The organism is Paucibacter hankyongi, assembly GCF_037482915.1.
GTDB lineage: Bacteria > Pseudomonadota > Gammaproteobacteria > Burkholderiales > Burkholderiaceae_C > Paucibacter_A > Paucibacter_A hankyongi.
This window is the reverse complement of the sequence record NZ_JBBHJX010000002.1, coordinates 348,192-371,309: the sequence shown is the minus strand read 5'-3', so window position 1 is coordinate 371,309 and position 23,118 is coordinate 348,192. Positions and strand designations below refer to the sequence as shown.

At 59.9% G+C, this 23,118-nt stretch carries 34 protein-coding genes, 1 pseudogene and 1 other annotated feature; of the genes and pseudogenes, 29 read left to right on the top strand and 6 right to left on the bottom strand.

Features of this window, described 5'->3' with window-relative positions; translation table 11 throughout:
• Positions 1-188 precede the first annotated feature (188 nt).
• Positions 189-305: a sequence feature (AL1L pseudoknot), on the bottom strand.
• Positions 192-409, bottom strand: a pseudogene (locus WG899_RS05160) (IS3 family transposase); the annotation flags it as partial. Its footprint overlaps the feature before it by 114 nt.
• A 320-nt stretch (positions 410-729) precedes the next feature.
• Between WG899_RS05160 and WG899_RS05155 the strand changes: the two are divergent.
• The 26 genes from WG899_RS05155 (at position 730) to WG899_RS05030 (ending at position 15,244) form a co-directional block, all read left to right on the top strand.
• On the top strand, positions 730-1,131 hold the full coding sequence (locus WG899_RS05155; RefSeq protein WP_339594553.1) for a hypothetical protein: 402 nt from the start codon (positions 730-732) through the stop codon (positions 1,129-1,131).
• 95 nt (positions 1,132-1,226) lie between these two features.
• Positions 1,227-1,493, top strand: a complete 267-nt coding sequence (locus WG899_RS05150; RefSeq protein ID WP_339594552.1) for a BrnT family toxin — start codon at positions 1,227-1,229, stop codon at positions 1,491-1,493.
• Positions 1,480-1,779, top strand: coding sequence for a BrnA antitoxin family protein (locus WG899_RS05145; protein ID WP_339594551.1), 300 nt, complete (start codon positions 1,480-1,482; stop codon positions 1,777-1,779). Before WG899_RS05150 ends, WG899_RS05145 begins: the two co-directional genes overlap by 14 nt.
• Before the next feature lie 117 nt (positions 1,780-1,896).
• Positions 1,897-2,268, top strand: a complete 372-nt coding sequence (locus WG899_RS05140) for a hypothetical protein (RefSeq protein ID WP_339594550.1) — start codon at positions 1,897-1,899, stop codon at positions 2,266-2,268.
• 144 nt (positions 2,269-2,412) lie between these two features.
• On the top strand, positions 2,413-2,772 hold the full coding sequence (locus WG899_RS05135) for a DUF1801 domain-containing protein (protein ID WP_339594549.1): 360 nt from the start codon (positions 2,413-2,415) through the stop codon (positions 2,770-2,772).
• 57 nt (positions 2,773-2,829) lie between these two features.
• Positions 2,830-3,300 (top strand): GNAT family N-acetyltransferase, encoded by a 471-nt coding sequence (locus tag WG899_RS05130; protein ID WP_339594548.1) that lies wholly within the window; start codon positions 2,830-2,832, stop codon positions 3,298-3,300.
• A 96-nt stretch (positions 3,301-3,396) separates the two neighbouring features.
• Positions 3,397-3,822, top strand: a complete 426-nt coding sequence (locus tag WG899_RS05125; RefSeq protein WP_339594547.1) for a cupin domain-containing protein — start codon at positions 3,397-3,399, stop codon at positions 3,820-3,822.
• A gap of 146 nt (positions 3,823-3,968) precedes the next feature.
• Entirely contained in the window at positions 3,969-4,550 is a 582-nt protein-coding gene (locus WG899_RS05120) for a hypothetical protein (protein WP_339594546.1), read from the top strand.
• Between the two features lie 97 nt (positions 4,551-4,647).
• The gene (locus tag WG899_RS05115) at positions 4,648-5,190 is read left to right on the top strand and encodes a hypothetical protein (RefSeq protein WP_339594545.1); all 543 of its coding nucleotides are present in this window, start codon (positions 4,648-4,650) and stop codon (positions 5,188-5,190) included.
• Positions 5,191-5,301: 111 nt separating this feature from the next.
• On the top strand, positions 5,302-5,832 hold the full coding sequence (locus tag WG899_RS05110) for a YdeI/OmpD-associated family protein (protein ID WP_339594544.1): 531 nt from the start codon (positions 5,302-5,304) through the stop codon (positions 5,830-5,832).
• Between the two features lie 65 nt (positions 5,833-5,897).
• Complete coding sequence (locus tag WG899_RS05105) at positions 5,898-6,272, top strand: hypothetical protein (RefSeq protein WP_339594543.1); 375 nt, start codon at positions 5,898-5,900, stop codon at positions 6,270-6,272.
• Positions 6,273-6,422: 150 nt separating this feature from the next.
• Positions 6,423-7,289: an alpha/beta hydrolase gene (locus tag WG899_RS05100; protein ID WP_339594542.1), complete on the top strand. Its 867-nt coding sequence runs from the start codon at positions 6,423-6,425 to the stop codon at positions 7,287-7,289.
• Between the two features lie 266 nt (positions 7,290-7,555).
• Entirely contained in the window at positions 7,556-8,191 is a 636-nt protein-coding gene (locus WG899_RS05095) for an SGNH/GDSL hydrolase family protein (protein WP_339594541.1), read from the top strand.
• Positions 8,192-8,261: 70 nt separating this feature from the next.
• Positions 8,262-8,855 (top strand): GrpB family protein, encoded by a 594-nt coding sequence (locus tag WG899_RS05090; RefSeq protein WP_339594540.1) that lies wholly within the window; start codon positions 8,262-8,264, stop codon positions 8,853-8,855.
• A gap of 135 nt (positions 8,856-8,990) precedes the next feature.
• Positions 8,991-9,317 carry a hypothetical protein gene (locus WG899_RS05085; protein ID WP_339594539.1) on the top strand — a complete coding sequence of 109 codons (327 nt, stop codon included), beginning with the start codon at positions 8,991-8,993 and terminating at the stop codon, positions 9,315-9,317.
• Between the two features lie 112 nt (positions 9,318-9,429).
• Positions 9,430-9,819, top strand: a complete 390-nt coding sequence (locus WG899_RS05080) for a VOC family protein (protein WP_339594538.1) — start codon at positions 9,430-9,432, stop codon at positions 9,817-9,819.
• Between the two features lie 128 nt (positions 9,820-9,947).
• Positions 9,948-10,472, top strand: coding sequence for a GNAT family N-acetyltransferase (locus tag WG899_RS05075; RefSeq protein WP_339594537.1), 525 nt, complete (start codon positions 9,948-9,950; stop codon positions 10,470-10,472).
• Positions 10,473-10,511: 39 nt separating this feature from the next.
• Entirely contained in the window at positions 10,512-10,928 is a 417-nt protein-coding gene (locus WG899_RS05070; RefSeq protein ID WP_339594536.1) for a GNAT family N-acetyltransferase, read from the top strand.
• Between the two features lie 152 nt (positions 10,929-11,080).
• Positions 11,081-11,491: a hypothetical protein gene (locus WG899_RS05065; RefSeq protein WP_339594535.1), complete on the top strand. Its 411-nt coding sequence runs from the start codon at positions 11,081-11,083 to the stop codon at positions 11,489-11,491.
• Positions 11,492-11,621: 130 nt separating this feature from the next.
• The gene (locus WG899_RS05060) at positions 11,622-12,092 is read left to right on the top strand and encodes a GNAT family N-acetyltransferase (protein ID WP_339594534.1); all 471 of its coding nucleotides are present in this window, start codon (positions 11,622-11,624) and stop codon (positions 12,090-12,092) included.
• A gap of 295 nt (positions 12,093-12,387) precedes the next feature.
• On the top strand, positions 12,388-12,912 hold the full coding sequence (locus WG899_RS05055; RefSeq protein ID WP_339594533.1) for a nuclear transport factor 2 family protein: 525 nt from the start codon (positions 12,388-12,390) through the stop codon (positions 12,910-12,912).
• A 55-nt stretch (positions 12,913-12,967) separates the two neighbouring features.
• On the top strand, positions 12,968-13,192 hold the full coding sequence (locus WG899_RS05050; RefSeq protein WP_339594532.1) for a nuclear transport factor 2 family protein: 225 nt from the start codon (positions 12,968-12,970) through the stop codon (positions 13,190-13,192).
• The gene (locus tag WG899_RS05045) at positions 13,189-13,695 is read left to right on the top strand and encodes a DinB family protein (RefSeq protein WP_339594531.1); all 507 of its coding nucleotides are present in this window, start codon (positions 13,189-13,191) and stop codon (positions 13,693-13,695) included. The genes WG899_RS05050 and WG899_RS05045 overlap by 4 nt, the downstream gene beginning before the upstream one ends.
• A gap of 48 nt (positions 13,696-13,743) precedes the next feature.
• Positions 13,744-14,265, top strand: coding sequence for a GrpB family protein (locus WG899_RS05040; RefSeq protein ID WP_339594530.1), 522 nt, complete (start codon positions 13,744-13,746; stop codon positions 14,263-14,265).
• 48 nt (positions 14,266-14,313) lie between these two features.
• Positions 14,314-14,751 (top strand): hypothetical protein, encoded by a 438-nt coding sequence (locus tag WG899_RS05035; RefSeq protein ID WP_339594529.1) that lies wholly within the window; start codon positions 14,314-14,316, stop codon positions 14,749-14,751.
• A gap of 100 nt (positions 14,752-14,851) precedes the next feature.
• Positions 14,852-15,244 (top strand): VOC family protein, encoded by a 393-nt coding sequence (locus WG899_RS05030; RefSeq protein ID WP_339594528.1) that lies wholly within the window; start codon positions 14,852-14,854, stop codon positions 15,242-15,244.
• Between the two features lie 45 nt (positions 15,245-15,289).
• Here WG899_RS05030 and WG899_RS05025 read toward each other — a convergent pair whose 3' ends face one another.
• Together WG899_RS05025 and aqpZ are read right to left on the bottom strand one after the other, a co-directional pair.
• The gene (locus tag WG899_RS05025) at positions 15,290-15,856 is read right to left on the bottom strand and encodes a response regulator (RefSeq protein ID WP_339594527.1); all 567 of its coding nucleotides are present in this window, start codon (positions 15,854-15,856) and stop codon (positions 15,290-15,292) included.
• 144 nt (positions 15,857-16,000) lie between these two features.
• Positions 16,001-16,690: an aquaporin Z gene (aqpZ, locus tag WG899_RS05020; protein WP_339594526.1), complete on the bottom strand. Its 690-nt coding sequence runs from the start codon at positions 16,688-16,690 to the stop codon at positions 16,001-16,003.
• Positions 16,691-16,979: 289 nt separating this feature from the next.
• Here aqpZ and WG899_RS05015 point away from each other — a divergent pair, with 289 nt between their 5' ends.
• Positions 16,980-17,924 (top strand): hypothetical protein, encoded by a 945-nt coding sequence (locus tag WG899_RS05015; protein ID WP_339594525.1) that lies wholly within the window; start codon positions 16,980-16,982, stop codon positions 17,922-17,924.
• Here WG899_RS05015 and WG899_RS05010 read toward each other — a convergent pair.
• The 3 genes from WG899_RS05010 to bufA2 all read right to left on the bottom strand — a co-directional run bounded on the left by WG899_RS05010 (position 17,906) and on the right by bufA2 (position 19,989).
• Positions 17,906-18,739: an HvfC/BufC family peptide modification chaperone gene (locus tag WG899_RS05010; protein ID WP_339594524.1), complete on the bottom strand. Its 834-nt coding sequence runs from the start codon at positions 18,737-18,739 to the stop codon at positions 17,906-17,908. The two genes, WG899_RS05015 and WG899_RS05010, sit on opposite strands and share 19 nt — an antisense overlap.
• Complete coding sequence (gene bufB / locus WG899_RS05005; protein WP_339594523.1) at positions 18,736-19,638, bottom strand: MNIO family bufferin maturase; 903 nt, start codon at positions 19,636-19,638, stop codon at positions 18,736-18,738. The genes WG899_RS05010 and bufB overlap by 4 nt, the downstream gene beginning before the upstream one ends.
• A 93-nt stretch (positions 19,639-19,731) precedes the next feature.
• Positions 19,732-19,989, bottom strand: a complete 258-nt coding sequence (gene bufA2, locus WG899_RS05000) for a BufA2 family periplasmic bufferin-type metallophore (protein ID WP_339594522.1) — start codon at positions 19,987-19,989, stop codon at positions 19,732-19,734.
• A gap of 230 nt (positions 19,990-20,219) precedes the next feature.
• Here bufA2 and WG899_RS04995 point away from each other — a divergent pair, with 230 nt between their 5' ends.
• Together WG899_RS04995 and WG899_RS04990 are read left to right on the top strand one after the other, a co-directional pair.
• Positions 20,220-21,512, top strand: a complete 1,293-nt coding sequence (locus tag WG899_RS04995; RefSeq protein WP_339594521.1) for an MFS transporter — start codon at positions 20,220-20,222, stop codon at positions 21,510-21,512.
• Complete coding sequence (locus WG899_RS04990; RefSeq protein WP_339594520.1) at positions 21,509-23,113, top strand: glycoside hydrolase family 10-like protein; 1,605 nt, start codon at positions 21,509-21,511, stop codon at positions 23,111-23,113. The genes WG899_RS04995 and WG899_RS04990 overlap by 4 nt, the downstream gene beginning before the upstream one ends.
• The last annotated feature ends 5 nt before the right edge of the window (positions 23,114-23,118 follow it).

The following is a 23,118-nucleotide window of genomic DNA, read 5'->3' as shown; positions in this document are numbered from 1 at the left end:
CCCTGGCGCGACGACTGCGCGCCCCTCGTGATCAATGCTGACGAATTATCGGGGGCGAGGAAGCGCTGGCTAGGTGGTTTACCCGATCAGACAGCAGGCAGCCCGATGCGGCCACGCACGGCCGGCAAGCTGAACCGGCGGAGCGCCCACATTGGTGCCAGGTGCGGTGGGAGCGAGCCCGTCCAATGGGCTGCCATCTCCAGAACTTGGCAGATGGGCTCGACACCCCATTGATGGCGGTGCTGTGCCACGAAGGCCCTCAGTTCTTGATGCGGCGGTCGAGCTCCGCCTGGGCGAAAAACGCGCTGGCCACCTTCAGGATCTCATTGGCCCGGCGCAACTCCTTGACCTCACGTTCCAACTCTTTGATGCGGGCCATGTCCATGCTCGTCGGGCCTGGTCTTTGTCCCAACCGTCAAAGATCAAGTCAAGCGATGAGAACCAGCGGTTTCGCGCCTAAGCACATGAAGCCCAACCGGTCGTTCGAGTCGACTCGCAACGACTGGTCAGAGATAGCCAAGGTCGTCATGATCCAGAAGGGGCGACCTGCATTGGCCCATTCTCGAGAGTTGGTATGCCACTAGAAAATAGTTGCTACGCATTGACGCCCAACCGGTCGCTCGAGTGGACCTCCGCCAGCTGGCGGCGCTACGCTGCCTTTATATTTTCAGCTCCGCGCCGCCAACTGGCTGCAGCCACTCAACTTCAACGTTGGGCAGAAGGCAGGGCATGAGCTGCGATCACTCCGTCTGGTTTCCCCATAAGCGGCTATCAAATGCCGAGGCGGGAGCACTGCATTCGGCTCTCTGCGAAGGTGATACCTCTGGCATCCAAGATCACCCCGCCGTCGACGCTTTCTACGAAGAGCTTGTCGCAAAGCATCCAGAAATCAACGACATCTCTGACGACCAAGTGGATGACCATGATCTTTGCCCGTGGAGCATTGCCTTCGATCGATCGGGCAGCCACATCATCATGTGTTGTGTCTGGTCCAAAGCCGACTACGTCAGCGCCTTGCTCAAGTCACTTGCTACGAAACACGGTCTCGCGCTTTACGACCCGCACTCCGAGCAAGTTCACTACCCCGACGGGCCATCAACCGCGTCAAAGCCGTGGTGGAAGTTGTGGTGAGCCCTTTGCCCAACCTATTGCTGCAGCGGACGGCTTCACCAAATCCAGCTTTCGCGGTTGGTTGCGTCGATTAATTGTTGTAGCTACAATTAAAAATGCGGATTGAATTGGACCCAGCCAAAGATGCGTCCAATCAAGAGAAGCACGGCCTGTCACTTGCTATGGCATCGGCGCTCGATTGGGACGAAGCTCTGGTGTGGGTTGATGATCGGTATGAATATGGCGAGTTGCGCATGATCGCGCTCGCACCCGATACCGGAATCCTGTACTACGTGGCGTTTGTGGATCGTGATGATGCCCGCAGGATCATCAGCTTGCGCAAGGCCAATCGACGCGAGGTGAAGCACTATGTCCAAAGTTAGTAAGCGGCCAACGGTTGTCATGCCGACCGTGGCTGAAGACAAAGCCATCACGGTTGCCGCCAAGGCCGACCCAGATGCGCAGCCCCTAACCCCGAAGCAGTTGCAAGCTATGGTTCCGCTCAAAGCGGTGCGCGGTAGGCCCAAGTCGGAAAACAAGAAGTTGCTTGTATCTGTCCGGTACAGCCCTGAGGTTGTGGCCTACTTTAAGTCAACAGGCGAAGGCTGGCAGTCGCGGATGGATGGCGTGTTGCAGCAGTACGTCGCCCGTCATTCGCGCAGGGCATGAGGCAGAACCTGTCGTTCGAGCCGACTCGCAACGGCTGGTCATTTCAGGCCCCCATTTCATTCTGGGCCCTCCGTGCACAGCCGTCGCTAGCGGCTCAACTTCGACGTTAGCCAGCGCATGCAGGAAGCTCACGTCGCTGACTTCATTAATCTGAAGCAGCAGGCAATACTCCAGCGATCAAGGGCGTTCTATGCGCTGCTTGTTGGCGGGTTTTTCACTACAGTTGGCGGCGGACTTGCCTTCTGGGTTTGGGGCGTGGCGACTGGTCAAATCAAGACTGCCGTTATTGCATTTTTCATCCTCACCATCCTCGGTTTTCTTGCGTATGTACTTGCCCATCGTTCACGCGCTACTTGCGCCTTATGCAAGGGGGATCTTGAGGTCTACGTCTGCGCAGAAGACAGCCCTCAAGGTCGATACTCCGGAAACATCTTTGTTTGCCGGCGCTGCAATGCATACGATGTCTACCTTACCGCCGAGTTCGACTAAGCCTCGCCGCCCGACCGCGATGGCTAACCCTTTGGTCAATTGGACCTTCGCCAGCTCCGCTGGCTTGTCCTCTTACCGCGAACGTTAAACACCAGCGGAACACCTATCGTCCTGCCGCCGGATTCACAGAGGACCTCATTCAAAATGGCCACAAAGTCTGTCCAGTCGCTGGTCGAAGACATCCGACTTATCAGTGAGGCAAACCACGAGATCGTTGAGACCGTGCGCGCCTTGGTCAAGCAGACATTCAAGTGTTCTTCCGAAGAGGTCAAGTACGGAGGAATCCTGTTCTCTTCAGAAGTGCAGTTCTGTGGTGTGTTCGCTTACAAGGAACATGTATCCGTCGAATTCGGAGCAGGCGCAAAGATCACTGATGAAATTGGTTTTCTTGAAGGGTCAGGTAAAGGTCGCCGTCACTTGAAGATCAGGTCCGTCGCAGAAATCAAGAGCAAGAAGCTTGCAGAGTACCTTTTGCTTGCGCACAAGGCAGCAAGTGGGGTCTAACCAGTCGATCGAGTGGACCTCCGCTTCAACCTTAGGCCCCAAAAAAACGACCATCACATGCGCGTGACCAAAGAAACCCCAGACCAACCCGACGTGATCGCACTGATCGCCGAACTGGACGCATACCAAGACACCCTGTACCCGGCCGAGGCCCGGTACGCGCTCGATCTGGCCTCACTGAAGAAGGCAAACGTCGTATTTGTGGTCGCCAGAGACTCAGGCGGCAAGGCTTTGGGCTGCGGCGCGGTTGTGGTCTCTGAGAGCCACGGAGAGCTGAAGCGCATGTACGTGCGCCAAGAGAATCGAGGTCAAGGAGTGGCTCAGCAAGTGCTCGTAGAACTCGAGGCGTCGGCGGCCAAGATGGGGTGCCAAGAACTTTTGCTGGAAACCGGGCCGTACCAGCCAGAGGCCTTGGCCTTCTACAAGAAACAAGGCTATGAGCGTAGGGGTCCGTTCGGCACCTATCCGGACCATCCGCTCAGTGTCTTCATGGGCAAAGGCCTCGCACCAGCGCACACTGGGGCCTAACCCCTCTTTCAAGCCGAGCTCAAACGGCAAGCCGGCTTAACTCGAACGTTAGGCATCAAAAACCGAACGCACCAAAACCACCATTGAAGGAAGCTCATGAGCGAAACTGAAATCAAAGTAGGGCAGCTTGGAATCAACTACCTCATCGATGGCTCGCACACCGGGAATATCGGAATATTTGAGCTGACCGTGCCACCGGGGTCGAACGTTCCGCCACCACACAGCCATTCCAACAATGAGGAGTGCATCTACGTTCTCGAGGGGACTCTTCGATTCACTGTTGGCGCCGAAACACGCGATCTGAAGCCAGGCCAGAGCATGGCCACACCTAAGGGCGTTGTTCATGGTTTTTCGAACCCATTTCCCGAAATGGCCAAGGCCATGGTCGTGCTGTCCCCAGACATCGGAGCCCAATACTTCACAGACGTCGCCGCCGTGGTCAACGCCGGAGGACCTCCGGACAAGGCGGCCTTGGTATCTGTGATGTCCAAGTACGGGCTTGTCCCGGCTGCACCGAAGTGATGCCCAACTTGTCGCTTCATTGGACCGCCACCAGCTGGCGGCGCTACGCTGCCTCTGTATTCTCAGCTTCGCGCTGCCAGATGGCTGCGGCCCCTCAGCTTGGACGTTAGCCCTCACGAATTCTCCTAGTTCCACGGCACCACGACATGCGAAACACTGCCCTCCTTTCGCTGCTGGCGACGCTCACGTGCTTCAGCGTCAGTCCGCTCGCTGCACAACAGGCCGCTGAAAACCAACCCGTCACGATCTGCAACGCGAATGGAACCTTTGGTCTTCGCTTCGGCGACAAGAATGCTTCCACTCAAGTGCCCAAGCGCACAATGTTCTTCGGTCGCCACTGCTATGAAGTAAGTCCGCCCGCTCCGCACCCCTTCTTCGACACCTATGCTGCCTGCGTGTCTGAGTTCGACGGTAAGGTGTTTCTAATTCAAGCGCTCAAGGTCTTCGACGACAAGCCTCCGCAGGGCTCTTCATCGTTGACCCCTACCCAAAGGGAGTCGAATCGTGCGCTCGGGCAGCAGGTCCTAGACGATCTATTGAATCAGCTTCCGCCGGCGGAAAGGGCCACGACAAAAGTCAGCGAGAACAGCCGATCCTGGGAGGTTTCTGTTGAGGGAGGCGTGTGGCTTGAGGTCTCCAACTATGTGGAATGGGCAGTGACTCTTGAGTGTCGCAACGAAGCGATGACGCAAAAAGTCTTTCGGCAAAGGCTTCAAGGTAGTCGCTAGTGACGGTGGCCTCATCGCCGGCGAGGCCTAAGCCCTCAGTCGAGAGGAAGTCTTACACCAGGGCGCAAGCCGCCCCTTACTTCGTTAGGCATCACGAATGGGCACCACCTATCGTTATCTGGCGTCTCCCACCGAGCCCTCTGAAGTCATGGCCTGGTTTCGATCACTTCCGCGCGCGCCCAAGGAATTGAAAGCCGAAAGAGGTACTGTCGTCCACTTCGAGGAGTGCGGGCCCCTGGTGTATGGCCCTGGCGGCCGACTTGATGCCAAGGCTTCACCAGTCGCCACGATCCTTCATCCGCGAATTCGGCGTGGTGCTTTGTGGACAGCAGGTGAAGTCCATTTTCTAGCCTCGCCGCTTCGGCAACGATATCCAGCACTGCACAAGACAAGCAAGGCCTTCTCAAACTGGCTCACTGGTCACCGCTGTGTTCATTCACAAGATAAAGCCGACGATCAATTCGCGTACTACCTAGAGGGTTCCATACGCAACTACGATTCGCCTGTCTTCGCCCTCGATTCCGGCCTTACTGCGCTTGAGGCGCAGCGTTACTTCGTGGCAGAAGATGACACGGAGTCGAGACTGGAAAGCATTTGCAGGTATCTTCGTCTTCGCGGAGTCGAATGCAGTGATGCCTAACCCTTGAATCGAGAGGGCGGGCTAAAGAACGCCCCTCCTGTCAAACCTTGGTCAGCACAAGGCTCTGTCCTGCGCCACGAGAGCGGGATATCCACCGAAACCTTCCAGTCCATGAAGCATTCGCCCAGCTTAGGAGAGCAGTTCTCATTCGACGCAGTCTTGGAAGACTGGGCTGAAGGTTTGGATTACTGTGCAGTCCCTGTGCCGGCACAGATCACGCAGGCGCTGGGAACAAAGGGGCCGATCCTTGTCCTGGCGCGGGTCAACGACTCCAATCCATTCCAGGTGAGCCTATTCCCAGTCGGAGGCGGCCAGCACTACGTTCGCGTCAAGGCAAGGATTCGGAAGGAAACGAATACCAAGACCGGCGACCGCATTCGGGTTCAGTTCACTGTTCTCGATCGCGACAGCGTCGAGATTCCAGACGCCCTGATGATTGCGCTAAGAACCGAAGGCCTTACGCAGGCATTCCAGTCGCTGCCGCCTGGCAAGCAGAACTTCATCATCCGCCGCATTGGCGAAGCTGCCAAGCCAGACACCCGCGCCCGGAGAATTCAAGAAGGGGTCTTGGCCGCCCACCAACGGCAAGAGAAGCTGAGTAAACGGACGCAGCCCATCACCGAAGTGCACGGCGCGCCATAACTCATTTTTCAATTGGTTTTTCTACGGCAGGCACCGTATCAAGTCGTCCCAACTAAGGAGCAAACATGAATCGCCGGAATTTCATTACCTTGACTTCGCTATGTATGGTCGGAGCAGGAACCCCAGTAGTGACCTCTGCTCAGGCTCCGCAAGAACCCGTCTATATCTACGCCTATCAAGAAGGCGAAGACCCTAACAACCATGTTAAGCATACGTTGTTCATTATCGGGGACGGCGCTAAAGGTGCTGCGCGGTACACCGCGGCTTCTTTTGTCAACGGCAAGCGAAGTTCGCTCGCTAGTTCTGGCTCCGGCACGTATACGACCGCGGGCGATTCGATAACAGTTAAGGCTGGCAAGCTCGACGGAAACGGTCCATTTAAGAAGGGCGAATCCATCGAGATTGGCGAACAGAAGTTCGTTTTCGCAATGAAGATGTAGGCATGAAAAACGCAACGGCCTAGCCAATTTTTTCACCCAAACATACTCCGGCGCTTCTCCGCCCAGCGCCATTTCATTTTGTCCGGCTACGTCACTCTTTCGTACGCCAGTTAACTCAGACCTTAGAGCGCCCCCAAATCGAGGCATCTCATGAAAACCGCTCAAGCCGCATTCCTTGCAGTTCTTCTTGTGCTCGGCAGCCCTGCCAAGGCCGCAGATGCCGCCACTCCAACTGTCGAGAAAATCACGAGCCAAGGCGCAAAGATCGAGGTGCGAGTCTTTTATCCCATTAATGGCGGGGAGAAGGCGCGTAGTGCCGTAGTTCTCTTCCACGGCGGCGGGTGGAGCGAGGGCGACGCAAGCTGGATGGATTCCATCGCCGAGCAATATGCCGAGCTAGGGCTGGTGGCAATATCGGTCGACTATCGACTCTCGCGTGACGGCGTCACGCCGTTTGACGCAGTGGCAGATGCCAGAAACGCCATCCGCTGGCTGCGTCGTGAGTCAAGCAGATTGCGGATCAACCCGAACAAGGTTGTCGCCCTAGGGACTTCATCTGGCGGGCATCTCGCAGCCTCGACGGCCATTTTCGACGAGCCTTTCGGAAGCGACGTCTCCTCCATCCCTAACGCCTTGGTGCTCCGCTCACCTGCCGTAGCGGTAGCGAATTCAGTATGGTTTCAGAAGCTCTCTGGTGGTGTCGCGCAAGCGGCCTCGTTGTCGCCCGTGTTGCACGTCCGCTCTGGCTTGCCTCCGATGATCCTGCTTCAAGGAGAGCTGGACAACGTCACGCCCGCATCAGGCGCGATCGAGTTCTGCCGACGCATGCAGGATCGCGGAAACACGTGCAAGCTTAAGCTCTACCCCGGTGTTGGACACCTATTCACGCGCAATCTGGCAGATCAGGAAGTGCCAGACTACAGGGCTATCGACAAGGATGTCACTAAAGATGCAAGCGACGCGGCAATTGCCTTTCTTAGGGAGCACGGCTTCATTGCAGACGCTAATGCGCCCTAACAATCCGGTCAATCCAATGCCGAGTAAGTCAATCGTTATGCCATCCAATAGCATCCAGCTTGCGGCACCTTGGTGCGTCGCGCAAAATGTCCACCTATGACCTCAACGTCTTCGCCTTCGTCCCTGCATCTGGATCTCTATATCCAGATGTGGAGTCCAGCGTTGACGTCTAAGTCACGTTAGGCCTCATAGTCACCGCCATGCGTCGCCTTCCAGTTCTGACACTGCCGCTGGCGCCGTTCCTTGCCTCAGAAGCCCTAACCTAGATGACTCAACGTTCGTTTCAACTCCCTCAGTCGCCCCTCGTTTGGGTGTTTGCCGGCGACAGCATCACTCAAGGCGTCCTCCATACCTACGGTGCGAGGTGCTGGGTGGAGCACCTGCATGAGCGCCTGAGGTGGCAACTTGATCGCTTCCTTGACACCATCATTAATAGCGGCATGTCAGGATGGTCAGCACCGGAGGTCCTAGAGAAGTTCGATCATTTGATCGGACGGTATTCGCCCCAAGTTGTCAGTCTCTCTCTGGGAACCAACGACTGCCTTCAGGGAGATGCCGGTCTACCGGAGTTCAAATCGGCGATGCTGGCGCTCGTAGAGAAATCTCAGCAGCTTGGAGCCACAGTCATCCTACAGACGCCCGCCTTGGTGACCAGTTCTGCTCCGCCCACCCGAAGGCAGTTCCTGCCGATCTACGCCAATGCAGTTCGTGAGTTGGCTGCGCGCCAAGGATGTCCGCTCGTGGATCACGAGGCCCATTGGAAGGTGAAGTTTGGCGCGCAGGATCCTATTGCCTGGATGGACGATCACACTCACCCCAATGCTGTGGGCCATGCAAATATGGCGCAACTGATCCTGGAGACCTTGGGAATTGGCCGCCTGAGCGACATCCATGTCCAGTGAGGCCTAACTATTTTGTCAAGCGGATTAACTAAACGACGCCGCCTACCTTGAACGTTTATACGCACAAAGCATGCCTCCGCGTACCGTAGCTATCGTCGAACACCGGGCCACTTGGAGCGCCGAGTTTGAGGCCATTGCAGCGCAGCTTCGGGAAGTACTGGGGAGTAAGGCGCTTCACATCGACCACATCGGGTCAACAGCCGTTCCTTCGCTCGCGGCAAAGGACATCATTGATGTCCAGGTGACTGTTCACAGCCTGGACGCCAGTATCTCGGGGGCGTTTCTCGCTGGCGGATTCACCGTCCATACAGAAATGATCAGGCAGGACCACCTTCCCCCTGGATTCGAGCCGCGAGATCAAGATTGGACCAAGCTCTTCTTCATGCAGCGCCCCGGAGCACGTCGGTGCAACATTCACGTCAGGCAGTTCGGCAGGCCAAACCAACGGTACCCCCTGTTGGTCCGAGACTTTCTTCGAGCTGAAGCACGGATCGCCGAAGCCTATGGCGAGCTGAAGAAACGGCTGGCTGTGGCTCTTGCCGACCCGGAGAGCTACCCGGAGGTCAGGGATCCAGTAGCGGACATCATCTACCTTGCAGCCGAGCGATGGGCGCTGGCGACTGAATGGAGGCAGGCCGATGCCACGTCATCGATTCCGAACTGAGCAAGTTTTCAATTGGCGCCTCAAGGGCATGCCCGTTTCGAGCCTCATTTAGGCTGGCCCTGCGGTCTCCTGCCGCTACGGGCCGGTTAGCTCAGATGTTAGGTACGATTTCCACCATTACCTCGCTGTCGCACCATGAAAAACTCAAGCACTCGCCACGCCCCAGGCAGCTACTCCCAATATTTAGAACCCGACTTCGACTGGATTAGCGGCAAGAAACGCTCAGCACTTCCCTCGGCCAAGCTTCGGGCGATTCCTCTTCTCGGCACCTTGGTCGGCATAGTCAGTGTCCTCATCGCCAAATATTTCATACCTGGGTTGCTTGCTGGCATTTCCGGCGAACTCCCCTCCACTTTTGCGCTCACTTGCGTTGGCGCCTTTCTAGGCGGTGGGCTCGGCCAAGTCGTCTACCAGGTTTTGGCACACAGGGCGCCCGGGTCTGTTGATGTCACAGAAAAATAAGCTGCTTCCGCCCCGCATACCGCGCCTTCGGCGCATCATTTCATTCTTGCCCAGCGACACTTTGCCGCTCAAGACCGTTTAGCTTCAAAGTTATTCATCTCATGGAGGCTCTATGAATAACCGGGTTGAGATGATTGGCCAGATCGCCCTTACCGTGAGCGATGTCAATACAGCCGTGGCTTACTACCGGGATGTTCTCGGCCTGACGTTTTTGTTTAATGCGGGGCCAAATTTGGCTTTTCTATCTGACGGGTCGATTCGAATCATGCTATCCACACCACAAGGATCCGGGGCAATAGGTAGCAACTCAGTTCTCTATTTCAAAACAAGCGATATCGAAAGCACCCATGCCGCCATGGTTGCCCGTGGTTCAGCCTCTGAAAGGCCTCCACAGTTCGTCTCAAAAATGCCTGATCATGATTTGTGGATAGGCTTCCTCCGAGACCCCGATGGCAACTTGGTTGGCCTCATGGAAGAGAAGCGTTCTGGCCCAGATACCTGAGCACTCGGTCAATCGGGGGAGCAACGGTTCGTCGGCATCGGGCCTAATTTCATTTTGACCCTCAGCAGCCGCGCTAGCTGCGCGCCGGCCACTTCAAACGTTAGACCGTAAAACCGATTCCCTCCGTCATGTCACTCGAAATCTGTTCGCCTTGCTTAGCGCACAAGACGGTCATCTGGAATCTGTTCCAGTTCTACTGCTATGACACATCAGCTGAAGAAGGCTGTGACGTGGAGGAGACCGGCTTCTACTCGCTTTCACAGGACTACTTCGCGCAGTACTGGACCGCGCCGAGCTGGAGCGCGCATCTCCTCCTATGGGACGGAGCGATTGCAGGATTTGCGCTTATCGAGACCTCTGACGCCTTGTCTGGCGCCCTGGAGCTGGCCGACCTCTTCATCATGAAGCGGTTTCGCCGGCACGGAATCGGGCGCCAGGTCGTGCGGCACTTCATGTCAAGCCGAGCCGTGCCTTGGACGGTTGTGGTCTACGACGAGGCCGTTGGAGCAACGGCGTTCTGGAACTCAATCTTCCAAGACCCGTCGTTCACGCCCTCACGACAGGTCCCGGACCCAGATGACAGAATGGTCACAACGCATGTGCTGGAGCCAACGATTGCGGCCAAGCCCCCCAAGGTCAAACTGAGCAACTGAATCAATATTCGTCGATACACCAACAATGATTGGCAGCGCGTGTGCGAGATCCACGACGCGGCACGTCGCGATGAGCTGGCTGCCGCCGGACTTGGCGAGGCCTACTTGACCCTTGCTGAGACGGCGGACAACGAAGGATTCCATGAGTACGAGATTCGCGTAGCCGAGCGTGACGGAGACGTGATGGGCTTCGTTGCATTCTCAATGGATGAGCTCGCTTGGCTTTACGTTGACCCGCGCCTCTACGGCACTGGGATCGGCACTGCGCTCATCCAGGCTGTACTTCACGAGATTCCCGCAAGCTTGAGCGCCGAGGTGCTGGACGGCAATGTGCCCGCCCTGGCCATTTACAAGAAGGCTGGGTTTGTCGAAGTTGGCCGTTCACACGGACGCATGCCGGGGAATGAAGATTTCGCAGTGTCTGTTACAGAGTTGAGGCATCCGGGTGTTACCTAAGCTTCACTAAACCGGATGCTCGACGGTATGGCGCCGCTGAGCGCCAATGACCTTGAAGTTTCAACGGCACCGGCAGCCCCTTCGTTCTTCTGAAGCTTGCCTCCGGTAAAGGCGCCGTTGTGCGCGCCCGGCCGCGCCGTATCATCGCGAGCATGGCTACACCTTCGAAACGCGCTCCTACCTCGGCCTCAAAGCATTCTTCGAAGCTAGCTTCGGAGGAGGCTGATCAGGCAGCCCAGCCATTCCTTCGGGTCTATCACTCCGAGGCACTTCGCAAGAAGACGCTGTCGTTGCTCAATACGTTGGAACAGGCTCCTGACGCTACGACCCACCGCGACGCCCTGGCCAATGTCGTGGTTGAGCTGACAAACGCAGGCTTGAACTACTGCTTCATGCGGCCGCTCAAGCTGGCCAAGCCTGGGTTCATCGTGGAGCAATCGGCAAACCTCGGCATGGCAGGCGTGCAGCAGGTCATGGCTTCGGTGACCCGACAGGTGATTGGGCGCATGGAGAGTCCGCAGTTATTGTCTGTATGCGGCTCCATTCGGCAACTCATGCTCTGAGCGCCTGCACAAGCAAGCTAATTTCAGGCTTGCCCGCCACGGAAAGAGTGCCATCTAATTTTTCAATCGAGCGCAGGTCACCCGGCAAGCCGGGACCCGCCACCGAGTTCAAACGCTAGCCATCTCCAGAATGCTTCTTCGTCCATCCACGAGCAGTGACGCGGCTGACATTGCGAAGATCTATCTCGCCTCAAGAGAGACTTTCCTTCCCTTTGCACCGCTGGCACATTCCAAGGAAGCCGTGCTTGCATGGGTACAAAGCGAGCTGGTCACAACTCGAAATGTGACGCTAGCGGTGGCCGATGGTGAAACCCTAGGCTTTGTTGCGACCGTCGTGTCGGACGCCGTCCTGTGGGTTGACCAGTTGTATGTTCGGCCAGACTCAGTCGGGCAAGGCTTCGGTGCTGCGCTGTTGCGGCAGGCACTGGCCGGCGCCCGCGGCCGAGTGCGGCTCTACACTTTTCAAGCCAACACGGGTGCAAGGCGGTTCTATGAGAGATTCGGCTTTGTACCCATCGAGCTGACGGATGGCGAGGCCAATGAGGAGAAATGTCCGGACGTGCTTTACGAGCTATGGATGGATGACAGATGCGTTGGCTAATGCTGCGCTCGAATCAACTCTCGACGACCGGCCGCTTCAAGCTTCCATTTCATTGCGTGCCACCTGTCTCCAGCCTTTTCAGGGCCGCTTGATTCATTCCTGATCTGCAGTGGCCGCACTGGAAAATGACTCGTGAGGCGAAGGCCATGTGGATCGCAGCAATTCGGTCTAACTACGGACTCGAGTAGACCGCTGTCAGCTGCCCGCGCTATGCTGCCTGAGCAATTCCGGTTCCACGTGGTCAGCCGGTTTCGCCCCATCAGCTCCAGCGTTAAGCCTTACGAAGGATCCCAGCATGAGCCTTCCTCACACCTACCCACTGCCACAGCGCCGCCACCGCAGTTGGCCTGGGCGCTTTGCCCCGGTACTCATCGCCATGAGCGCGAGCGCGTGCTTTGCGCAGGATGCCGCCCGCTCCGACCCACTCTTCGAAGAGCTTGCGCGCATGGATCACGAGTTGTTTGACGCAGCATTCGTGAGCTGCAACGCGAGCCAGTTCCGCGCACTCTTCACAGACGATGCAGAGTTCTATCACGACCGCACCGGCGCTTCGGTCGGCGAGGCCGCAAGAACTCTGAAGTCATGTCCCCGCGACAACGGCGTCACCCGAACCCTTGTCACGGGAAGCCTTGAGGTCTATCCGATGCAGGGCTACGGCGCCATACAGATGGGGCGTCATGTCTTCGCGCGCAAGGGTGAGCCTGGTTCAGAGGAAGCCAAATTCGTGCACCTGTGGAAGCGCGAGAACGGCGCGTGGCGCTTGGCCAGGGTTCTGAGCTTCGACCATAGGCCGTCGGCGCCTGAGAAGAAACAGGACTGAGCCAGCTAGCGCCTTGACACCGCATCCATCACTCAGGCAGGCAGGCAGAAGACTTATGTCGCACCTTGCCAATGATTCATTCGCCAATGCTGAGGAGCGGCTGCGCTTAGCGATGCTGGCGTCTGATTCGGTCGCACTCGACGAGTTAATCGCTCCAGAGCTGCTCTTCACCAATCACTTGGGCCAGGTGCTGCCCAGTCATCCGGGCCTTAGTATTGGCTTGCTGCTACGCCCCACGCCACCTTTGACCTTAACCCCTCACTCCAGCTCGACGACATGAACCCCATCACCCTGGCCGCTTTGCGCGCCTTTCCCCAGCAACTTGAAGAGCATTACGAGGCCTTCCCGGCGGAGTTTAAGAATTGGGCACCCACCTCTTGGGAGGGTGTGCCAAGTGAGGCGCTGACGGCCATTGAGCAGGTCTGCCACGTACGTGACATTGAAATCGATGGCTATCACGTTCGGCTTCGCCGAACTCTGACTGAGGTGCGCCCCAGCTTGGCGTCTATCGATACGGACAAGCTGGCCGTGGAGCGCGCCTACAGCAAGTCAGATGCAAACGCTGCCCTTGCCACCTTTCGCGAGGCCCGCCAGCAAACAATGGCGCTGATTGACAGCCTAGAACCCGAGCAGTTTGATCGAACAGCCGTGTTTGAAGGCTATGGTCCTCTGTCGCTGCGCAGCTTGGTGCACTACCTCTGCAGCCATGATCAACAGCACCTTGCGGGGCTGCAGTGGCTGCTGGGCAAGTTGGATGCGTCTCGTGTTTCGCCACAGGGCTAAGCCCGCTGCAAGGCCTCTGACGTCGACGCTTAGTAGGGTGCATCGCCCATGAGCGCTTCGGTAAAGGTCGTTCCTTATAGTGCTGAGTGGCCCGCTCTGTTTGAGGCCGAGAAGCAGCTACTTCAAACCGCTCTTTCGCCTTGGATGGCGGGTGAAATCCAACACATCGGCAGCACCGCAGTGATTGGGCTTGCAGCGAAGCCGGTCATCGACATCATGGCTCCCGTTGCCTCGCTCCGCGAGTCTGAAGCGGCCATTGGCGCGGCCTGCCGCGTCGGCTACGTCCATCACCCGTATCGCGCTGAGGTCATGCACTGGTTCTGCAAGCCCTCGCCGAAGGTCCGGACGCATCACCTCCACCTCGTGCCGTTTGGAAGTCAGCTGTGGCTCGAACGCCTGGCTTTTCGCGACGCGCTACGCGCCAGCCAAGAACTTGCCGACGAATACGCCCAACTGAAATTGCGCCTAGCGACCCAGTTCGCCCATGATCGCGAGGCTTACACACAGGCCAAGACACCCTTTGTGCAGCGCGTTCTTGCCCTTGTCGGGTCACGACCCACCTGGCCATGACGCCCCTGCAAACTCTGAACCGGACTCGCGATGACTACTAAACCCGAGATGAGCCGATCGTCCCTCGCATGGATCTATCTGGCCGCCGCCATTTCGTTGATGGGCGTGGTCATCCACCTCGGCGCCATCGTTGGCGGCGCGCCCTGGTTGGTCTTCTTCGGCGCACCACCTTTCGTGGTCGAGTCCGCCCGCTCGGGCACGCTGCTGGCCCCCTTGGGTTCACTGGCCATTGCGTTGGCCATGGGACTGTGCGCGGCGTATGCCTTGTCTGCCGCGGCCTATATCCGTCGCCTGCCTTTGCTCAGGCTCGGTCTCGCCAGCATTGCCAGCGTCTGCCTTTTTCGGGCCTTGGTGCTGATTCCTCTGGCGCTGCTGCATCCGGCGATGCTCAACACCTTTGAAGTCGTCGCAGCGATCATTTGGGGCCTGGCGGGTGTGGGCTTCGCGCTTGGTTTTTTTGTGGTTCGCGCTCGTCCACAATCGTGAATGGGCGCGGCCTAGGAATCAAGCGCCGAATCGGTCACGCGAGTTGCTTTGCATGAGCGGCCCGCTGCATCCATCGCCAACCCCTCGCAGCCATAGCACCATGACGCACCCACTCCGCATTGCACGCCCCGTCAGCCAGCTTGCCAAAACCAAGGCCATGTACTGCGAGGGCCTGGGGCTGGCGGTGCTGGGCAGCTTCGAGGATCACGAGGGCTTCGATGGCGTCATGCTGGGCCAAGCCGGCGCGAACTACCACTTCGAGTTCACAAGCTGCCGGCATCACCCGATTCATCCCAGCCCGACCCAAGAGGACTTGGCGGTGTTTTACATCGAAGTCGAATCCGAGTGGCAGCTTGCCTGCGCCCAGATGCAGGCGGCTGGATTCAAGCCGGTGACGTCATTCAACCCGTATTGGGAGCGCTGCGGCCGAACTTTCGAAGACCACGACGGCTATCGTGTGGTCTTGCAGAACGCGGCCTGGCGCAATGCTTGAGTTCTTCGCAGCGCAGCGGGCCTAAGCCTTCACTTCGACGGTCACTTAAAGCTTGCGCGCGGCCGGGCGCAGGCTTGCCAGGGTTTCAACACGTTTCAGCAGTTCACGGTCGTTCCACGGCTTCTTGAAGATGCCGTAGAGGCCTTGCACCTGATGCACGCGGGCCTGCATTTCGTCATGGCCGGTGATGGCGATGATGGGCAAATCTTCGGTGGTCATGCTGCCTTGCACGTCGGCAATCAGCTCGAAACCGTCCTTATTGGGCATTTCCAGATCGGTGACCATGACCGAGAAATGTTGTTCGGCCAAGCGTTCCAGCGCCTCAAGCCCATCCTTGGCCAGGGTGACGCGGTAGCCGGCTGCCTCGAACAGCTTGCCGAGCTTGGCGCGGGCCACGGCGGAGTCGTCCACCAAGAGCACGGCGGCGGGCGCGGCAGGCACCGGCGCGGCTTGCGCTGCAGCAGGCGCGGCGGGTCGGCTGTCAGTGCCCCCACGATCTTCGCGCTCATCACCGCGACGCGTGCTGATGAGGAAAACCACAATGGCCAAAGGCACTGCAATCAGCAGCGGCAGCAGATAGGGGCCCAGCAAATCCGGCAGGTCAAAAAGCATGATGAACAGTCTCCAGCCTTGCGGCCATCGTCAGCCTGCAAGGGACCGACCAATCTAACACCGCAAAGCGGCGTCAAAGCATGAAAAAGCCGGCGCTTGGCCGGCTTGTCGAGTCTTCGCGCCGCCACAGGCGGCGTCATTCACTCAACGCTCGCTGCTGCCCACGAACTTGTAGGCCAAGGCGCCAATGACAGCGCCGAGGATGGGGGCGACCCAGAAAAGCCACAGCTGCTCAACCGCCCAGCCGCCCACATACAGGGCCACGGCCGTGCTGCGTGCCGGGTTAACCGAGGTGTTGGTGACGGGGATGCTGATCAGGTGAATCAGCGTCAGGCACAGGCCGATAGCGATCGGCGCAAAGCCGGCCGGGGCGCGCTTGTCGGTGGAGCCCAGGATGACGATCAGGAAGAAGGCGGTCAACACCACTTCGATCAGCAGGGCCGACTGCATCGAGAACTTGCCCGGCGAATGCTCGCCAAAACCGTTGGAGGCGAAGCCACCGGCCAAGTCAAAACCGGCCTTGCCACTGGCAATCAGGTAGAGCACGCCGCCGGCGGCCAGACCACCCAGCACCTGCGCCACGATGTAAGGCAACAGCTTGGAAGCCGGGAAACGGCCACCAACAAACAAGCCCACCGACACAGCCGGGTTGAAGTGCCCGCCCGAGATGTGGCCCACCGCGTAAGCCATGGTCAAGACGGTCAGGCCGAAGGCCAGCGACACGCCGGTGAAGCCAATGCCCAACTCGGGGAAGGCCGCGGCCAGCACCGCGCTGCCACAACCACCCAAAACCAACCAAAAGGTGCCCAAAAATTCGGCGCCGTAAGCTTTCATTGTTATCCCTCTCTAGGTGTTTCAAATTGGCCGGCAAGCACAGACGCCGGACAGGCGCGCAATGATGCCCGAGAAATATGTCACGAACAGCGAGGGCTGACCCCTAGGCCTAGGCTCAGGGGTCAGCAAGGTAGCGCCAGGCGGCACGCCGAGGCGCAGCTTTCAGCACCTGCGACAGGCGGCTTGGCGAAAGCACGCAAACAGGCACACTGCGACGGCGCTGACAAGAAGGAAGCCAATTCCTGGAGCCACAGGTCCAAGCCAGCCTCATCAACAGGGAGTTATCGATATGCACGCTCAAGACTCAAACCGGCCCGCCCATCCAAGCCAAGGCCTGAACGCCTCGCTTCAGTTGCCCCTTCAATCGGCCTACCCGAACGCCCGCAGCGGCATGCAAGGCATCAGCGGCGTCACGGCCCTCGCATTGCTGAGTGCACTGGTGCTCAGCGCTTGCGGCGGCGGCACCTTGCAGGAGCAGATCGACAATTTCATTGACAACAGCGCCTGCGCGTTGAGCAATTGCAAGCAGTCCGACACGCTGCGCATAGAGGACATTCGGCCGGAGTACAAGATCACGCAAGACCAGGGGATCGTGCGCGTCGAGTCGCGGCTGGGCTTTGGCGACAACCCCTTCTCCATCGTCTACCGCAGCGGCAGCGACCGCTTGTCGGCCGCCATCGGCGCGCAGCGCATCGATCTGAGCGACGACACCGGCAAGGGCATCGTCTACGTTGCGAAGCTGGCCGACACCACCGAGCAGCCCAGCGTGGCCGTCAACTTCCACCGCGGCAGCCAGGTCTACACCAGCACCATCACGATGCAAAAGCCCTTCAGCGTGGTCTCGCCCACCGGCGTGGCGCTGATTGCGCGCTCGGCCGGGCAGTTCAAGGTGCAGATGAGCCAAGCGCCGGCCGGCGGCATGGCCGTGATGGTCTCGGCGCAGTGCGTGCGCGCCGACGGCACCAGCTTTGACAGCAAAGACCTGGGCCTGGGCACGAGCATCGACGGCGCCAGCTACCGCATCAGCACGCTGGATCTGGACCTGGCCCTCAACACGGCCAGCAAGAACTACAACCCCAACAGCCCGAACAGCTCGCTGGTGCAGACCTGCGATCTGAGCTTCAACTGGACGCAGCGGATGACCGGCACCACCGCCACGGGCATGCACCGCTCGGGATGGATTGAATCGCTGCGCTCGGCCAGCCATAAGGCCAGCTACGACGCTCGGCTCTGAACTTCGGCCGACGCGCCCAGGGCGTCGGCCAGCAAGCCTTGCGCCACCCAGGCTTGCAAGGCCCGCACCACGGCCGCCGCAGCACCGGCCTCGCCGACAAATTGCGCCGCCAAGCAGCAGATGGACTCAAAGCTGTGAGGGGCCTGCAGTGCCGCGATCAAAGCGGCCTCGCAAGCCTCCAGCGAGCGCCAGCGCGTCTCCAAGCCCTGGCGCCAGACCAACAAGTTATGCGGCCGGTGCTCGGGGGCCGGGCCGTTGGCCTGCTCGGCGCGCAGGGCCAGCCAGGCCGCCTCTATCGCCCAGTCCAGGGTCAAGAGCTGCACCGTCGGATGCAGCGTGAAGCGCAGCGAAGGCCAGGCCTCGGGCGCCAGCGCGGCCAAACGTTCAAACGCCAAGGGAGGTGCATCGGGGCCGTCAAAGGCGGCGCGCAAGGCCCAGTCCATGCGCGCGAAGTCCAGCAGCGCCGGATGCGACAAGGCGCCAGCCTCCTCGCTGGCCATGAACTCGGCCAGCGCATGACCAAACCAGCGAATCGATGGCTGCGCCGAGGGATGAGCGGCCGCATAGGCTAGACCCAAGGCTTCAAACGCCTCATCACCCATGGCCAGGTGCAAGACCGCATAGTTGTCGCGCAGGGCGGACAGCAGCCGGGCCAGATAAGCCGCTTGATAGACCGCCAGACCGGCCTCGCCGCGCAAGCACGTACCCGGCGCGGCCTCCCGGCCCAGCCCAACGTCATGCCCAGCGCCCAAGGTCAAGGCCTGTAGCGCCTGTTGTTGGCTGCGCAATTCGGCCAAGCCACTTGTCCCGTTCACAGCGCCAGCTCCGAAGGCTGCCGGATCGGCCGGCTCAGCCGCGCGGCGGGCCTTTGCCGACCCAACACGGTACGCATCAGACAGCGCGCCTGGTCGAGCTCTTGCAAGAGCTCGATCAAGGGTGGGATATGGTCATCGCGCTCAATCATGGTCGGCCGCGCGCCGATGCGCAGCAAGGCATAGCAATACAGCTGCCACACCGCGTCGCTGATCGGATGGTCATGGGTGTCCACCACCAAGTCGCCGCGGTCCTCATGGCCGGCCAAATGGATTTGCACGATCTGCTCGGCGGGCAGGCGGTTGATGTAATCACGCGCATCAAAGCCGTGGTTGCGGCTGGACACATAGACGTTGTTCACATCCAGCAGCAGGCGGCAGCCACTGCGTCGCAAGAGCTCGGCCACGAACTCGGCCTCGCTCATTTCATCGGCGGCGAAGTGCACATAGCTGGAGACGTTTTCCAGCACCAGCGGTCGCTGAAATAGATCCTGCACCTGCGCAATGCGCGGCAGCAGATGCTGCAAGGCTGCCTCGGTATAGGGCATCGGCAAGAGATCATGCAGATTGCGGTGGTCGACGCCGGTCCAACACAGATGATCGGACACCCAGGCGGGCTCTAGCCTTTCGGCCAGAGCCTTCAGCTCGCGCAGATAGTCCAGGTTCAAGGGATCGGTACTGCCGATCGACATGGACACGCCATGCATGACCATGGGGTAGTCGCGACGGATGCGCATCAGGTGCTGCAGCGGCTTGCCGCCGGGCACCAGATAGTTCTCGGAAATGATCTCCAGCCAGTCGGGCCGCAAAGCGGCCGGCAACGGGGATTGCGGATCACTGATGTCGGCATAGTGCTCGGGTCTGAGGCCGAGTCCAAAGCCCTGCAGCGGTCTTGTCGGCACGGTGGCCTCCCAAGCATCTTGGAGAGAGAAATGAAGTCGGCATGGGCGGCCGCTGAAACGCGGCTAGCCCATGCCGACCCGCTGGCAAAGGGCTTACTTCTCGACCTTGCCGCCGGACTTGCTGCATTCGGCCGCCGACTTGGCGCTGACCCAGCCCTGGCCCTTGCAGCTGTTGTGGCCCTTGCACTCGCTCTTGGCGGTCTTGCACTCGGAGCTGCCCTTGCAGCTGTTGATGCCGCTGCACTTGACCATGCCGTCTTCGGCGTGGGCAACGCTGGCGATGCCGGTGGCGGTAAACAGAGCGGCGGCGGCTGCGGCAATGCTCAGGCCGGTCTTGAGGGTTTGTTGCATGTGATGCTCCTGAAAAGGTAAGTGTGGATACAAAGTTACGAAGCTCAGAACTGCAGATCCGGGCCAGTGGCCGTTCAACGTGCCTGACTCTGTCGCGTCAGCGGCGCGCAAACTTACAGCCCGTTTGAAAAAACTTTTGGCGGGCGGCACGCTACAGTCGCCCGAGCCCCGCACTCGCTGTCCTTTGATCGCTATCCTTCGCCCGCCTCGACGCTTACCCGCGCACTCGCATGTCCGACTCCCCTTCCCTCAGCCGCAACCCATGGGCCTGGGTGCCCTCGCTTTACTTTGCCCAAGGCCTGCCCTATGTGGTGGTGATGACGCTCTCGGTCATCATGTACAAGAACCTCGGGCTGTCGAACGCCGACATCGCGCTCTACACCAGCTGGCTCTATCTGCCCTGGGTGATCAAGCCGCTGTGGTCGCCGCTGATTGAGCTGTTCCACACCAAGCGCGCCTGGATCTGGGCGCTGCAGTTCTTGATTGGCGCGGCCTTGGCCTTGGTGGCCTTGACCATTCCCGGCCCCAAGGCCTTCCAGATGACGCTGGCGGTGTTCTGGTTGATGGCTTTTGCCTCGGCCTCACACGATATTGCCGCCGATGGCTTCTATCTGCTGGCCTTGCCGCAGCGCAGTCAGGCTGCGTTTGTCGGTGTGCGCTCGACTTTCTACCGGCTGGCCAATATCGGCGGCCAAGGCGGCTTGGTCTACCTGGCCGGCGAATTGCAAGAACGCACCGGCAGCATGCAAACCGCCTGGTCGCTGGTGTTTGGGCTGATGGCGGCGGTGTTTGTGATGCTGGGCTTCTTCCACCTGGCGCTGCTGCCGCGCCCCGCGGCAGATCGGCCCGGCCCCGGCAGCCGCGCCGCCGGTGGCTTGATGGCCGAGTTCTTGCGCGTGTTTGCGGATTTTTTCCGCAAACCCGGCATCACCATCAGCATCGGCTTCTTGCTGCTCTACCGTTTCCCCGAGGCGCAGCTGCTGAAGCTGGCCACCCCGTTCTTGCTGGACGGAGCCGCGCAGGGCGGGCTGGCCCTGTCGACCAAGCAAGTGGGCATTGCTTATGGCACGGTGGGCCTGATCGCACTGACCCTGGGCGGCCTGCTGGGCGGCTGGATCATCTCGCGCGTGGGCCTGAAACGAGCGCTGTGGCCCCTGGTGTTGGCCATGCATGTGCCCAACATCGTGTTCTTGTTGCTGGCCATGTCCCTGCCGACCAATTTGCCGCTGATCAGCCTTGGGCTGGCCGTCGAGCAATTTGGCTATGGCCTGGGGTTCACCGCCTACCTGATGTACATGATCTTGGTGGCCGACGGGCCGCACAAGACCTCCCACTACGCCATTTGCACCGGCTTCATGGCCTTGGGCATGATGCTGCCGGGCATGTGGAGCGGCTGGCTGCAGCAGCAACTGGGCTACCCCTTGTTCTTCACCTGGGTGTTGGTGGCGACCCTGCCCTCGCTCGCCATGACCGCATTGATCAAGATTCCAGCCGACTTTGGCAAAAAGGAGGACGAGGCATGAACGCCGAGCGGCGCAGCTTCTTGATCGGCGCCACTGGCTGCTTGGGCATTACCGCCTGCACCAGCCCCACCGTCCCGCCGGCGCCACTGGATGTAGAGCCTGGCACAGCGCTGCGCTTGAAGCTCGCCCCCGAGTTGGCCGCGCTGGCCCCGCAAGCGCCGCGCGAGTTCCGCGCCGCTTGGGTGGCCACCGTGGCGAATATCGACTGGCCCAGCCGCAAGGGTCTGAGCAGCACCGAGCAACAGGCCGAGGCCATCGCCCTGCTCGACCAGGCCACGGCCCTGAAGCTCAATGCCATCGTGCTGCAGGTGCGCACCAGCGCCGACGCGCTGTACGCCTCGACCTTGGAGCCATGGAGCGAATACCTCAGCGGCATTCAGGGCCAGGCCCCGGAGCCCTTCTATGACCCGCTGAGCTTCTGGGTCGAGCAAGCTCATCGCCGCGGCCTGGAGTTGCACGCCTGGTTCAACCCGTTTCGAGCCCGCCAAAGCCATGCTGCCTCCAGCACGGATGCGCGCCACCTGAGCCGCAGCCAGCCGCAATGGGTGAAACGCTGTGGCGATCAGCTGTGGATCGACCCCGGCGAGCCCGCGGCGGCCGAACACACGTTGGCCGTCATCCAAGATGTGCTGCAACGCTACGACATCGACGCGGTGCACATCGATGACTACTTCTACCCCTACCCGGTGCTGGACCCCGTCAGCAAGCAGGAGCTGGACTTCCCCGACGAGCCGGCCTGGCAGCGCTATCTACAAACCGGCGGAACGCTCAAACGCGCCGACTGGCGGCGCCAGAACGTCGACCAGCTGGTGCAACGGCTGCAGCAACTGATTCGCAGCACCAAGCCGGGCGTGCGGTTTGGCATCAGCCCCTTTGGCCTGGGCAAGCCGGCGCTGCGGCCGGCCGGCATTGCCGGCTTCAGCCAGTACGACAAGCTCTACGCCGATGTGGAGCGCTGGCTCAGCGAAGGATGGTTGGACTATCTGGCCCCACAGCTTTATTGGCCAATTGCGCAAAAAGCACAGGCCTTTGAGGTATTGCGAGACTACTGGCAGGCGCAGAACCCGCAGCAGCGCCACATCTGGCCCGGCTTGTTCACCAGCAAGATCACCGACAAGGCGGACAGCTGGCCCAGCGACGAGATCGTGAACCAGATTGCACTGAGCCGCGACTCGGGCGCCAACAAGCCCAGCGCCGGCCATCTGCACTTCAGCATGGTGGCCTTGAAACAAAACCGTCGCGGCATCAAAGACGCCTTGTTAGCCGGCCCCTATGCCTCGCCGGCGCTAGCGCCGGCCACGCCCTGGCTGGCCGAAGCGGTCGAGCCCGCAACCGCCCCTCAAGTTCGGCTGAGCCTGGCCGCCCAGTCAGACCATGTCGAAAGTTACCGTCTCCGCCTGAGCGGAGGAATCGGCGGCAGCTTGCGCGGCGGTGGCGGCCCGCAGCGCTACGCGGTGTGGCTGCGTTATGCCGGCTCGGGCTGGGTTTTCAGCAGCGGTTCCGAGCTATTGATCGCCGCGCCCGGGCTAGAAGTCATGGTCGTGTCGGCACTCGACCGCATCGGCCGCGAAGGCCCTCGCGTGGCCTATGCGCTGAACTGATCTCA

Coding starts and splice junctions, on each gene's coding strand:
- WG899_RS05150 (WP_339594552.1), top strand. CDS start 1,227: ATGCGGATTGAATTGGACCCAGCCAAAGATGCGTCCAATCAAGAGAAG.
- WG899_RS05025 (WP_339594527.1), bottom strand. CDS start 15,856: ATGCTTTTTGACCTGCCGGATTTGCTGGGCCCCTATCTGCTGCCGCTG.
- WG899_RS04990 (WP_339594520.1), top strand. CDS start 21,509: ATGAACGCCGAGCGGCGCAGCTTCTTGATCGGCGCCACTGGCTGCTTG.
- WG899_RS05095 (WP_339594541.1), top strand. CDS start 7,556: ATGACTCAACGTTCGTTTCAACTCCCTCAGTCGCCCCTCGTTTGGGTG.
- aqpZ (WP_339594526.1), bottom strand. CDS start 16,690: ATGAAAGCTTACGGCGCCGAATTTTTGGGCACCTTTTGGTTGGTTTTG.
- WG899_RS04995 (WP_339594521.1), top strand. CDS start 20,220: ATGTCCGACTCCCCTTCCCTCAGCCGCAACCCATGGGCCTGGGTGCCC.
- WG899_RS05110 (WP_339594544.1), top strand. CDS start 5,302: ATGAAGCATTCGCCCAGCTTAGGAGAGCAGTTCTCATTCGACGCAGTC.
- WG899_RS05050 (WP_339594532.1), top strand. CDS start 12,968: ATGTCGCACCTTGCCAATGATTCATTCGCCAATGCTGAGGAGCGGCTG.
- WG899_RS05115 (WP_339594545.1), top strand. CDS start 4,648: ATGGGCACCACCTATCGTTATCTGGCGTCTCCCACCGAGCCCTCTGAA.
- WG899_RS05075 (WP_339594537.1), top strand. CDS start 9,948: ATGTCACTCGAAATCTGTTCGCCTTGCTTAGCGCACAAGACGGTCATC.
- WG899_RS05140 (WP_339594550.1), top strand. CDS start 1,897: ATGCAGGAAGCTCACGTCGCTGACTTCATTAATCTGAAGCAGCAGGCA.
- WG899_RS05155 (WP_339594553.1), top strand. CDS start 730: ATGAGCTGCGATCACTCCGTCTGGTTTCCCCATAAGCGGCTATCAAAT.
- WG899_RS05120 (WP_339594546.1), top strand. CDS start 3,969: ATGCGAAACACTGCCCTCCTTTCGCTGCTGGCGACGCTCACGTGCTTC.
- WG899_RS05090 (WP_339594540.1), top strand. CDS start 8,262: ATGCCTCCGCGTACCGTAGCTATCGTCGAACACCGGGCCACTTGGAGC.
- WG899_RS05125 (WP_339594547.1), top strand. CDS start 3,397: ATGAGCGAAACTGAAATCAAAGTAGGGCAGCTTGGAATCAACTACCTC.
- bufA2 (WP_339594522.1), bottom strand. CDS start 19,989: ATGCAACAAACCCTCAAGACCGGCCTGAGCATTGCCGCAGCCGCCGCC.
- WG899_RS05030 (WP_339594528.1), top strand. CDS start 14,852: ATGACGCACCCACTCCGCATTGCACGCCCCGTCAGCCAGCTTGCCAAA.
- WG899_RS05040 (WP_339594530.1), top strand. CDS start 13,744: ATGAGCGCTTCGGTAAAGGTCGTTCCTTATAGTGCTGAGTGGCCCGCT.
- WG899_RS05060 (WP_339594534.1), top strand. CDS start 11,622: ATGCTTCTTCGTCCATCCACGAGCAGTGACGCGGCTGACATTGCGAAG.
- WG899_RS05035 (WP_339594529.1), top strand. CDS start 14,314: ATGAGCCGATCGTCCCTCGCATGGATCTATCTGGCCGCCGCCATTTCG.
- WG899_RS05085 (WP_339594539.1), top strand. CDS start 8,991: ATGAAAAACTCAAGCACTCGCCACGCCCCAGGCAGCTACTCCCAATAT.
- WG899_RS05055 (WP_339594533.1), top strand. CDS start 12,388: ATGAGCCTTCCTCACACCTACCCACTGCCACAGCGCCGCCACCGCAGT.
- WG899_RS05130 (WP_339594548.1), top strand. CDS start 2,830: ATGCGCGTGACCAAAGAAACCCCAGACCAACCCGACGTGATCGCACTG.
- WG899_RS05100 (WP_339594542.1), top strand. CDS start 6,423: ATGAAAACCGCTCAAGCCGCATTCCTTGCAGTTCTTCTTGTGCTCGGC.
- WG899_RS05065 (WP_339594535.1), top strand. CDS start 11,081: ATGGCTACACCTTCGAAACGCGCTCCTACCTCGGCCTCAAAGCATTCT.
- WG899_RS05045 (WP_339594531.1), top strand. CDS start 13,189: ATGAACCCCATCACCCTGGCCGCTTTGCGCGCCTTTCCCCAGCAACTT.
- WG899_RS05105 (WP_339594543.1), top strand. CDS start 5,898: ATGAATCGCCGGAATTTCATTACCTTGACTTCGCTATGTATGGTCGGA.
- WG899_RS05080 (WP_339594538.1), top strand. CDS start 9,430: ATGAATAACCGGGTTGAGATGATTGGCCAGATCGCCCTTACCGTGAGC.
- WG899_RS05145 (WP_339594551.1), top strand. CDS start 1,480: ATGTCCAAAGTTAGTAAGCGGCCAACGGTTGTCATGCCGACCGTGGCT.
- WG899_RS05015 (WP_339594525.1), top strand. CDS start 16,980: ATGCACGCTCAAGACTCAAACCGGCCCGCCCATCCAAGCCAAGGCCTG.
- WG899_RS05135 (WP_339594549.1), top strand. CDS start 2,413: ATGGCCACAAAGTCTGTCCAGTCGCTGGTCGAAGACATCCGACTTATC.